Source organism: Leptospira borgpetersenii serovar Javanica, from assembly GCF_003046425.1.
Classification (GTDB): Bacteria; Spirochaetota; Leptospiria; order Leptospirales; family Leptospiraceae; genus Leptospira; species Leptospira borgpetersenii.
In genome coordinates this window covers 1-10,837 of sequence record NZ_QAJG01000043.1, presented here as the reverse complement: position 1 = coordinate 10,837, position 10,837 = coordinate 1, and the positions used below count along the sequence as shown (strand labels likewise).

The following is a 10,837-nucleotide window of genomic DNA, read 5'->3' as shown; positions in this document are numbered from 1 at the left end:
ACGCTTTTTATAAAAACGTTTCAGCTCGCGAATGATTCGCCCAAACTTTCTTATATCGAATTCACGTTAGTATAGTTTCTTTTGTTTGCTTTTTTGTCTCCGCAAACTGCATTCTAAATTCGCAGTGCAATAACTCCCCCGTTTCTTTCTGTCCTCAGTCCTCTGAACACGAGTTCCTACATCCGAGGTTTTAGGACAAGTTCCAAATTATCTGTTTCAAAAACGAAATCTTCTCCAAAAGAAACTCATCTATTTGATTACACGACATCCCAATTTAGGATGATTCGATTTACCATAACGGTTGTGACGAAAAAATGCCCTACTTAGGGGTGTTTTTGAATTGACCAAGAAAGCATTGAGGAACAATCTTAAAGAAGAACTTATTAGAGGCTTTATGGAAATCAATCTTGTCACGATCGCAATTCCATTTTTCTTTTTATTGATCTTTCTGGAAATTGGATTTTCCGCGTATCACAAGCGAAAACTCTATCGACTAAACGATTCGATCAACGATCTCTCAACGGGAACCGCAAGCCAGGTTGTGGGAGTTTTTTCGAAAACAATTACTTTAGCCGCTTACATTTATATTTATCAAAATTTTAGAATCTTCAACCTCCCTTCTTGGCCAAGCGAAATCGTTCCCGAAGCTATGTTAGGACTTAGTTCTCCGGCTTGGGCCTGGATCATTGTCGTAGCAGTTTGGATCCTTTGTTTTATCGGTTACGACTTAGCCTATTATTGGGTTCACCGTCTGAGTCACGAAGTTAATTTTCTTTGGGCGGGACACGTTGTACACCATCAAAGTGAAGAATATAATCTTACGGTCGCTTTAAGACAGGCAAGCCTTCACGGACTTTTTACCTGGGTGTTTTATCTCCCTTTAGCCCTAATCGGTTTTTCTCCGATCGTTATGATTCTGAACGGGCAACTCAATCTGATCTATCAATTCTGGATTCACACAAAGGCGATCGACAAACTTCCTCGTTGGTTCGAAGCAATCTTCAACACACCTTCTCACCACAGGGTTCACCACGGAATCAACCCGAAATACATCGATAAAAATCACGGTGGAACGTTGATCGTTTTCGACAAATTGTTCGGGACATTTGAACCTGAATCGGAGGAACCGGTTTACGGAACAGTTAAACCCCTTCGTAGTTTCAACCCGATTTGGGCTAATCTTCATTACTGGTGGGAAATGATCGAACTCTCTTGGCGTTGCTCTCGTTGGTCGGACAAAATCAAGGTTTTCTTCGCGCTTCCCGGCTGGAGGCCAAAAGAACTCGGTGGTCAGTATCCGATTCCCGAAGTCTCCTCAAATACATTCCATAAATATGATATTGATCTTCCCAAAGGATTAAGTCTGTATTCTCTCGTATGGTTTATTATTTCCGTAGCATTGGCGTTCGGCATGCTCGTTAAAATAGGATCTCTTTCTTGGTTCCACATAGGAGTCATTAGTTTGATTACCTTGGTTTCTTTGCCGGCGATAGGCGGGATTTTGGAAAGAAAACGTTGGGCTCTTTTTGTGGAACCGATTCGTATGGTAATTCTAGTCCTGGGCGCTTACGCGCTTTCAGGAGAAATGAACATCACATTAGGTGCTCTTCTTCTAGGTGCGGTTTCCATGATGTGGTTTTTGAGCCATAGAAACGTCTTTGCTTCCATCCAGGAAATCAATCCGGTTCAGGAAATTCTAAAGAGGACCGCTTAAATCCTATGTTGGAACCAAACATTCGGTTCCACGTATTCTCCTAAAAATCTGTCCCAAAACTAGGACAGAACTTTGCAGCTTGATCTTTTTGACAAAGTAAACTGGGGTTTTGGGATAGATTCTAAGTTTTTTTCGTTCGAGGAACCAAACCTCCCGGAATTACAATCGATCCTGATTTCGGGAATTTCATTTTGGTCCAAACTTCCCATTCTTCTATGTTTAAGAACGGGAATCGTTCCTTTCGGCTCGTCAAACACAGACGAACCAATTAAAAATATTAAGCGACATCGCGTTTTTCTTCGCAACCGTAAGGCGGAGTAAATTCGAAAATTATTTTACAATAAAAACGTAATTTTCCGATCGGATACCGGTTGAGAAACATAGGTCATACGTCGAGTTCAAAATCCGATTCCGAAAAACCGGAACGCAAAGTTTCTTCAAGCGTAACGAAACTCCATTCTTCGATTAAAATTCATTTCGGAAGCATGTCGAAAGCAAAAAAGCTCCCGGATTCCGACGGCTTTCAAACAGTATTTTTCGTTGTTCCATAGCAGTCCCCACATCTTTAGGAACGAGTTTTCTTAAGGAACGTTTTCGAAATGAATCGTAATCGCGTCGACATACGCTTTTGTTAAAGTGTCCCAGCTTGAACCCGCGGGATTCGTAGTCGCGCTGGACTTTCCGACAGTTCCTACTCGATCATACAATCCATCCACTCGATTCGCTTGAATAAAATCGGAAGGAATCGCGCTTGCGGCAACCCCTTCCGCGACAAATCCATTGAAATTAAACAGTCCGTATGTAGGTGTAAAATTCACGAACTGATTTACGTTGTTGTTGCAAGTAATCGCTTGGCCGGACGTGATCGCAGTTTGTTCCAATCCACCCTTTGCGGTAACGTTCAAACTTCCGTCGAGTTTTTGACTATAGGCGAGTTTGTAGTATTCTCTTCCGGTTCCGGGACAAAGTCCGTTGTTATGCGAATAACCGAGGGCCGTGGTTCCCGCATTGATCGTTACGAGATCGGTGGTTCCGTTAAAACTCACGACGGATTTAAAACAGAACACGGTTCGGTTGTCCATCTCTTCGAGGATCACTCTTCCCGTATCCACGTCTTGCCCAAGCGTATCGGAACCGAGTGGTCCTTTCCAAGAATACGTTTGAATCAAACCTTGATTCGGAAATCCGGTAATCACAGGTTGAACGACGTAACTTTCGATGATCGCGGCCGCGCCCGACCAACGAGTCGGATCGAGTCTGCTCAATTGATATAAAAGAACGGCCCCGTCCCCCGCAACATCTCTCGGATCGTCATCGAAGAAAAATTGAAGAGCCGGTTGGTTATCGGACGTGGAACGAAGTTCAAAAAAATTCGTATAAGAAGCCGCGGCACCGAGTGTGGAAGGTTGATACGAAACGTTTCCGGAATTGAGTTTCAACCGCAGTGTATAAGATTGTCCGTTGAAAAGTTGATTGGAAAGAGTGATGTTCACCGTGGTTCCGAGTGGAAACGCTTTGCGGATCGCGAAGATCAGATCGTCCATAAAGAGAGAATTTCCTCTCGCCCAAGTTGCGGACTGCCTCACAAACCCCCAACGATCCGCATTCGCTTTCAAAGGTTGTAACAACTCTAAACGAACCGGAAACGGTTTGGGAGAATCTTCCCTTACGAAGAATGCGACTCGATCCGAACGAAAACTAAGCCCCGTTCCGAGGAAAACAAAAACCACAACAAGAATTAAAGCCCATGATTTCTTCATTTGAATTTTCCTTACTGAGCAATACCTTTGGGAACGATGATAAAAAATCCGGTCTTACTTTGTTCTACATAGGGCTTGAGTCGCAACAAAAGGAAAAACACATTGCTAGTATCGTCGTTGTCTTCCTTTTTCTTACAAGCTCCAGTGAACAAAACACAGAAGACAACAACTGCGAGTATTCCTGCAGAAAGAAAATTACGAAAAATTTTCATATTCATCCCCTTCACACAACTAGGTCTCTACTAGTTTCAACATTCTCTTGAATCGCTTTTATCAATTCCTAAAAATTTCCCTATTTACAACGTTCCTAAAAAACCGAAATTTCGTTTACGGAAATGAGGATTGCAGTAAGGCGCCCTTCTTTAAAAGACGGGCTCTTAATAAAACACTAATTGAAATCGCAAGTCAACCAGGATTCCAAAACGCGAATTCTTCCCAAAAAATAAACAAGCCTATATCGGTATCGGACTCCAATCTCGTTTTTTATCGAATCCAAATAGAAATCCCCAGTTCGTTTGGATTTTTAGTCTAAGTTCCGAATAAATATGAACAATTTTTATATTGCTTTTGAGAGATTTCACCATCTCCGTTCGGTGCGAACTAAAATCAATTCAAACGCTTTCATTATACCGTAGGAAAAAAACATTATAGTCTTTTAGGATTGCGTAAATTTTTTTCTGATTGAATCCTTTTCAAAATCACGAAACTGCTTTGCTCAAATCCACAAAGGGAGTATAACTTCAATTTTAGGAGTGAATTGTATGTTCGGAAATCGAATTCAAAAAATTTCTTTCTTATCTCTGATTTTTTTTTGGGGAATTTTCGCTTTAGTCATTTTACAAACAAGTTGTCTCAGTTCTTTCGGAGGAACTCCGGAAGGAAAACGACTCGAAAGAATGCGAACCTCTAAAATGTACAAAGATGGAAAATTCGAAAATGATCCCTTCGTTCCCAATATCGTTTCCGGAACTTATACAAATATCATCTGGAGACAACTTTTCGGAAACGAACAAAGAACTCCTCCCTCTTCGATTCCGGTGGTCTATCCGAAAAGTTTTTCTCCAAACGCATCTCCAGGATTAAGAACAATTTGGCTTGGTCATGCTTCCGTTTTGGTCGAAATCGACGAAGTGAGAATTCTCACAGACCCGGTGTTTTCAAATAAGGTTTCTCCATTTAAAAGTGTAGGTCCGGAAAGATTTTTCCCTCCTCCGATTTCCCTGGAGAATCTTCCTTCAATCGATGCGGTCGTAATTTCACATGACCATTACGATCATTTGGATATGGATACCGCCAAATATCTGGCTTCCAAGGGAACGAAATACTTTGTCCCTTTGGGAATCGGTGCTCATTTAGAACATTGGGGAATTCCCGAAAACCAAATCATCGAATTGGACTGGTGGGAAAAGGGAAATGTCGGTAAAGTTGAGATCGTCTGCACGCCTGCGGTTCACTATTCCGGAAGAGGACTCTTGAACGGTAAATCCACTCTTTGGGCTTCCTGGAGCATCATCGGTCCTAAAAATAAATTCTTTCATAGTGGGGATACCGGTTACTCTCCTCATTTTGCGGAAATCGGCAAACGCCTCGGTCCCTTTGATCTAACTTCGATTAAAATTGGAGCCTACGATATCACCTGGGAAGGAATTCATATGAATCCAGAAAAGGCAGTTCAGGCACATCTAGATCTGAAAGCCAAAAGAATGCTTCCGATTCATTGGGGAACATTCAATCTGGCGATTCATCACTGGGACGAACCGATTCTACGAACCGTAAAATCCGCAAAACAATATCAAATCGACTTAGTCACTCCGAAACCGGGAGAAGTTGTCGTTGGAGGAACGACTTTTGTCTCCGAAGCCTGGTGGGAGAAAGTCCGTTAGTGATCCTACATGAAAAAGATCAACTTTTATACAATCGGTTTTTTCTTATACCAAACTCACGTTGCATTATCAAATTTGGAAAAAAGATTTCAAAAACTGAAAAGATCCTTTTGAAAGTATAAATTATCCAAGAACACCCAGAACTCCAACGTTTCCGAGTTACGAGGATTAAGCATGTAAAGTTCTAAAATTATGTTGACGAATATTATGAAATCTGATCAACAAATTCAGGAAAATGAGAATTGATACAATCTGACGTAATTGTAAAGAAAAACAACCTGTTTGAAGACGGTTTTTAAACTTATTAAAAGTATTATAGAAACCGATTTTCTTTTTCTTTTCTCGACAACTTTTCCAGAAGTTATGGTCGGAACTCCAGCCTATGATTCGAGAACCGCATGCCATTTTTCTTTTTGTTAATCATTGGTAACTGTCTGTAACCAACGAAACTGGATGATCCATCTCAGTTTGGGCATAATTCCTACCAGAAATTCTGTCTCTTAAAACCTCTCTAAAATCACTGGAAATACTTGACCTATAGTGCATCGCCAAAAAAATATCATTGTGCGGCGCACTAATTAAAATTCCCGGAGGCATACAGTGAATTTTCGCAGGATAGCCCAATTTCGTTTCCGGTATTTAATTTTTCTGCTCTTACCTTTCGGTTTTCAACTGCTTTTGGCACCACTTGTGGGAGCATTCAATCAAAAGAAAAACATTCTGGATGAAGAATCTATCGAAATCGCAACCATCCAAGCCTACATCTCGGAGATCCGACCATCCCTTTCTCCGGAATCACTTCAAAAACTCTCCCAAGTGATTCTCCAGGAATCCAGAAGACTGAATATAGAATCCTGCAATTTTCGTTGTTCCGACACAGACAAAGTGAGTTTACTGATCGGTCTGATTCATCTAGAATCCCAGTTCAAAGCAACGGCCCGTTCAACCAAAAACGCTCGTGGTTTTATGCAAATTATGCCTACAACCGCAAGCTGGCTTTCCCAAAAAGAAGGTTGGAAAGTCAACCGAAACGATCTCCACAAACCGGAAGTCAATATCCACCTTGGAGTTTCTTATCTGAATTATCTGTTGGATTTGAGAAAAGGAAATACAGCTAAGGCCCTCCTTTCTTACAACGCCGGCCCCGGTGCGGTTGATCGTTGGGGTGGAATTCCTGAATACAACGAAATCATTCTTTCCAACCAATCCCATTATTTGGAACTAAGAGAAAAAATTGCCGATCCTTAAATTCTATAAAAGTAATTATATTCCCATTTCTCTTTTCAGAAACAAAGGAGAACTCGGCAACCGTATTGTCCCAACAATTCTTATTTGGTTTCAGAAATTGATAGAACCCGATGGTCATTGTATTCTTTGAATTTTTTATTTTTCAACTTTCTATTCGCCCGAATCTGCCAATCACTTATTAACATTGTGTTCTCGCATCCTGGACAATAAAAAGCAACTTTATCCAAATATCCTAAATGATATTACCTATCTTTTATGATGGTGCTACAACTTTTGCAAGTGACAATAACTACATAGGAATTGCTTAAATTTTTAGAGAAGATTATATTAGAGTTGTTGAAAAATTAATTCTCTGTCCGTTTCTGCTTCGTTGAAATGGACGTTTGAAGCGGTTTTGTTAATCCGAATCATGGAATTTTTCAACAACTCTATTAAAGATTCTAGGAAAAAAGAAATTAACTTTGAACTATTGCTGATCCCTATAAAATTAAGTACCGTAAATTTTATTCCAAAGTGTTGTTTCAGCTCAAAATATTAGGCACTCTTTTACGTAACTCTGAGTAATTAGCCTTTTGAACTGGTTAATCACAAATCTACCAAAAATCAATTTTTCCTTGTGAAATTTATTTTCCTATTCATAGATTCTTGCTCCACATTGGAATGCCGTAGCGTCGCGAGAAACTGAAGTTAGCCGAAGGCTAGGTTGAGTATTTTTTATAAGCCGATTACTGTCAAAAGAGAATAAATTATTTTGTTTTTATCCATTCTTTTTTCTAATCTAAAATATTCCCCAAACTCGTTGTTAGAAATCGGTATATTCTTATTAATAATATCTCTTTCATTTGATTTTTTTAGCATTTTTGCAATCTTAGAAAGATCAACACTAGATTCATTGAATTTTTGAATGAATAAAAGGGAATTAATGATTTCGGTATAATAGTTTATTTTAATGTTTGAAGGAAATTCAAAAAAATATTCTATCAAATAACTTTCGCATCCTTTATTCTCAATAACAACGAATTGATTTTTATTGAATGAAAAAGTTTCTTGATAAGTATCTTGATCCTTTAAATACTTAGATGTAATTTTTACTGGGAAATCGGATCGGAGAGTTGCTTCTGGAATGCTCCTTACACATCCTTCCGCAGATAACGGATTAATTGAGAGAAAAAGTAGTAATACAATGAGAATAATAAGAACTTTCAATTTAAATAGCCTCGTTGAATTTTTAAAATATGAAGTTCTTACTTTTATAAAAATAGGAATAAGCGAGTCTAATTGTTTGTAATTTTTATACCAACCAAAGTAATGAGTTGTCCATTTTTGTATAGTTAATACGATTCTGAGCCCTTCTTTATGATTTCTAAAAATCGATTTTAATTTCTAAAATTTCATTATGTTTCAATTATTTTTGTCTATGACATATAATGAAAAAGTCTACTCGACATTACGCCCATCGACCGTATTAGCATGGCGCGGTTGACACGGAGTTAGACATCATATTGAATTATTTTATATCCGTATTAATGGAGTCAACGTATTTTGGATCGTAAATATGAGTTTTGTAAACTCCTGAAAAACTCGGATCTAAACGTGTAATGGTATCGTAAATAAGATTATAGAAACGAATTAGCTCTAAATAATCAACTTGTTCCTCCAATATCTTCACATTACTCAACTCAAGAAAACCTGATAGTATAATTTTTTCGTTATTCAAACTAAGATTACTTTCAGCATGTTTCTTATTAGAGAGAGATGAAATAAAACAATTACATCCCTTTTCAAAAGAGAGTATTTCAGGGTTTTGAAAAGTGAATATTTTGATTTGACCAATTTTTTTATCCTCATCCATATCATCTTTTACAAAGAAAGTCCCATCTTCCTCAATATGCAATTTCCCTATTAAACTATTTTGTACAAGTTGAATCTTAGGATAGATATAATATCCTATTCGGTTGACTATAAATCCATCGACATTGATAAAAAGGGATCCGTCTCGAGAAAAAACAAGATCCCCCGAATCATTCATAAAAGCAAAGAAACTATTTTCATTCAACAATGCAACATCCAACTTTCTCCCCGTCGCGTCGAAAGGTCCCATCTCAAAGGACCTAATAAGGTTAACTTCTCCTATACCTGAAATTGCATCGATAGTTCTAAACTTTTTATAGGCGATAGTTCGTTTATTAGATATATTTTCAACAATAGCCTTTATACATATATCTGTCTTTTGTAAAACATCCAAAAGAGCAACAACATCACTTTTATTTAAAACGTAGGAGCTAGTACTTTTATCTTTATTCTTAATTGTTTTCAGTAGTGCTTCAGTTCTATTTGAAAGACCAAATGAAGTATGGATTTTAACGCTCTTATGTTTTTGAGCACTTATAGGCGACAATTTAAACAAAATGATAAGTACAATTATTTTCATTCTCATTATATTTATTTCCTCAACATGGTGCCTAACTCTAAATGCCCAAATGTCTCCTTTTTTACAAATGAAAAAGAAATAAATGTATGGTAATTTTTTAAATGTTTATGTGCCAAACATTCAATTTGCAATAAAAAAGAGCGGGCTTCTTTTCTAAAAACTGAATCCGGCATTTGGAAATGACGCATAAAAGTTCTCTTCGTTCCGAAGTTTTGTTCCAAATATTTTTGGTATATCTAATCCTGCTCCACATTAATCGTCCTTCGAGACGCGATTCGGTATAAAAGTAAAAGTTTATATCCTATTCGCCGTAGTAACACGGTATTGAAGTCCCACATAAATACCATTGGAAAAAAACCAAGAAATCTGATTACTATAGATCCCCTATGGTAATCGGATACATGTAATGTTTCAGCCGCTCTGTTCTACTAATGCGACGATGACACCTTCAGGACCGCGAACGTAACAGAGCCGATGGATATTTTCGTAATTTTCCGATAAGCTCGCTTCCATAAGATTGTAGACGGGCAAGGACTTCCTCGTTTTCTTCAACGGCAAACATGATACGACGAATACCAAACATATTTGCCGGTGCGTTTTTCGGTTCCGTGTTTACCACAGTCGGACTAACTTCGACAACTCAAGCCGACTGTGGCCGTCCGGTGTGCGCATCATCACAATGTCGGCGATTACGTCCTTAAGTCCCACGACACGATCTACCTAATGCCCCTCACCTTCCCTCTCTAAATCGAGTGTAGAGAAAAAGGCGATCATAGCGTCGAGGTCTTCGACAACGATACCTACGTTGTCCATCCGTTTCAGCTTCATGTCTCAACCACCAACGATAGTTCTGTGAAATAGTCTTATTCTTCTAAAAATTAGCCAGCCACATTCTTTCCATTTTGTCAGCTGAAAAATAAACTTTACGTGGAGAGATTTGCGACTTACCGTAACGCCGCACTGAAAGTAAATTCTTATAATAACACAAGTTGGCATAACAAATGTGAAAGGGATCGATGTGAAGTCAAGCTATTAGTATTTTATAAAAATTGAATATTATTTTGGAGTTTCACAATAACTTGACCGGAGCCGAGAGCCCGCTCCAGCCTTTGCTTACAAAGTCTGGATTCGCCCGAACTTTCTTACATCGAATTCACATTATTATAGAATTCAACGTAAGCGCAGATTCAAAATGAGAAAGATCAGGATCATCGAACATATCCCGTTGGACGGAGTTTATCCAGGGATCCGGTTAAGGACGTCGGAACGCTCTCTATCATAACCTTACCCACAAGCTGAAGAGGATTTTAGAATCAGAAGAACCCGAAACGCACACTTTTCAAGTGTTCCGATAAGAACGAGGTTTTTTACTTGCAAAAAGTATAATTTTTTGATATAGAAAAATCTCCCCAGTCTTCCCTCCACCCAAAGAAACTCAGGTGCAGAGCTTTCCTGAACTCAATGCATCGCTTCCTACGGGTCGCTCTGAAAAACTCAATGCATCGCTTCCTACGGGTCGCTCTGAAAAACTCAATGCATCGCTTCCTACGGGTCGCTCTGAAAAACTCAATGCATCGCTTCCTACGGGTCGCTCTGAAAAACTCAATGCATCGCTTCCTACGGGTCGCTCTGAAAAACTCAATGCATCGCTTCCTATGGGTCGCTCTGAAAAACTCAATGCAGAGCTTCCTATGGGTCGCTCTGAAAAACTCAATGCAGAGCTTTCCTATGGGTCGCTCTGAAAAACTCAATGCAGAGCTTTCCTATGGGTCGCTCTGAAAAACTCAATGCAGAGCTTTCC

Annotated in this window: 8 protein-coding genes; 4 read left to right on the top strand and 4 right to left on the bottom strand. The window is 39.0% G+C overall.

Annotated features, from left to right (window positions below):
• The first annotated feature begins 394 nt into the window (after window positions 1-394).
• Entirely contained in the window at window positions 395-1,714 is a 1,320-nt protein-coding gene (locus CLV95_RS18060; protein ID WP_026054864.1) for a sterol desaturase family protein, read from the top strand.
• Window positions 1,715-2,295: 581 nt separating this feature from the next.
• Here CLV95_RS18060 and CLV95_RS18045 read toward each other — a convergent pair.
• Together CLV95_RS18045 and CLV95_RS18040 are read right to left on the bottom strand one after the other, a co-directional pair.
• Window positions 2,296-3,474 (bottom strand): LIC_12337 family protein, encoded by a 1,179-nt coding sequence (locus CLV95_RS18045; protein WP_002735433.1) that lies wholly within the window; start codon window positions 3,472-3,474, stop codon window positions 2,296-2,298.
• Between the two features lie 11 nt (window positions 3,475-3,485).
• Window positions 3,486-3,686 carry an LIC12338 family lipoprotein gene (locus tag CLV95_RS18040; RefSeq protein WP_002735389.1) on the bottom strand — a complete coding sequence of 67 codons (201 nt, stop codon included), beginning with the start codon at window positions 3,684-3,686 and terminating at the stop codon, window positions 3,486-3,488.
• A gap of 549 nt (window positions 3,687-4,235) precedes the next feature.
• Between CLV95_RS18040 and CLV95_RS18035 the strand changes: the two genes are divergently transcribed.
• Together CLV95_RS18035 and CLV95_RS18025 are read left to right on the top strand one after the other, a co-directional pair.
• Entirely contained in the window at window positions 4,236-5,357 is a 1,122-nt protein-coding gene (locus CLV95_RS18035) for an MBL fold metallo-hydrolase (RefSeq protein ID WP_002735451.1), read from the top strand.
• A gap of 600 nt (window positions 5,358-5,957) precedes the next feature.
• Window positions 5,958-6,605, top strand: coding sequence for a lytic transglycosylase domain-containing protein (locus CLV95_RS18025; RefSeq protein WP_002735483.1), 648 nt, complete (start codon window positions 5,958-5,960; stop codon window positions 6,603-6,605).
• Between the two features lie 714 nt (window positions 6,606-7,319).
• Here CLV95_RS18025 and CLV95_RS18020 read toward each other — a convergent pair.
• Both CLV95_RS18020 and CLV95_RS18015 read right to left on the bottom strand, forming a co-directional pair.
• Entirely contained in the window at window positions 7,320-7,811 is a 492-nt protein-coding gene (locus CLV95_RS18020) for a hypothetical protein (protein ID WP_107695049.1), read from the bottom strand.
• Between the two features lie 301 nt (window positions 7,812-8,112).
• Complete coding sequence (locus CLV95_RS18015; protein WP_002735345.1) at window positions 8,113-9,042, bottom strand: flagellar hook-basal body protein; 930 nt, start codon at window positions 9,040-9,042, stop codon at window positions 8,113-8,115.
• A gap of 1,433 nt (window positions 9,043-10,475) precedes the next feature.
• Between CLV95_RS18015 and CLV95_RS18010 the strand changes: the two genes are divergently transcribed.
• Window positions 10,476-10,778 (top strand): hypothetical protein, encoded by a 303-nt coding sequence (locus CLV95_RS18010; RefSeq protein WP_107695047.1) that lies wholly within the window; start codon window positions 10,476-10,478, stop codon window positions 10,776-10,778.
• The last annotated feature ends 59 nt before the right edge of the window (window positions 10,779-10,837 follow it).

Coding starts and splice junctions, on each gene's coding strand:
- CLV95_RS18045 (WP_002735433.1), bottom strand. CDS start 3,474: ATGAAGAAATCATGGGCTTTAATTCTTGTTGTGGTTTTTGTTTTCCTC.
- CLV95_RS18035 (WP_002735451.1), top strand. CDS start 4,236: ATGTTCGGAAATCGAATTCAAAAAATTTCTTTCTTATCTCTGATTTTT.
- CLV95_RS18015 (WP_002735345.1), bottom strand. CDS start 9,042: ATGAGAATGAAAATAATTGTACTTATCATTTTGTTTAAATTGTCGCCT.
- CLV95_RS18040 (WP_002735389.1), bottom strand. CDS start 3,686: ATGAAAATTTTTCGTAATTTTCTTTCTGCAGGAATACTCGCAGTTGTT.
- CLV95_RS18060 (WP_026054864.1), top strand. CDS start 395: ATGGAAATCAATCTTGTCACGATCGCAATTCCATTTTTCTTTTTATTG.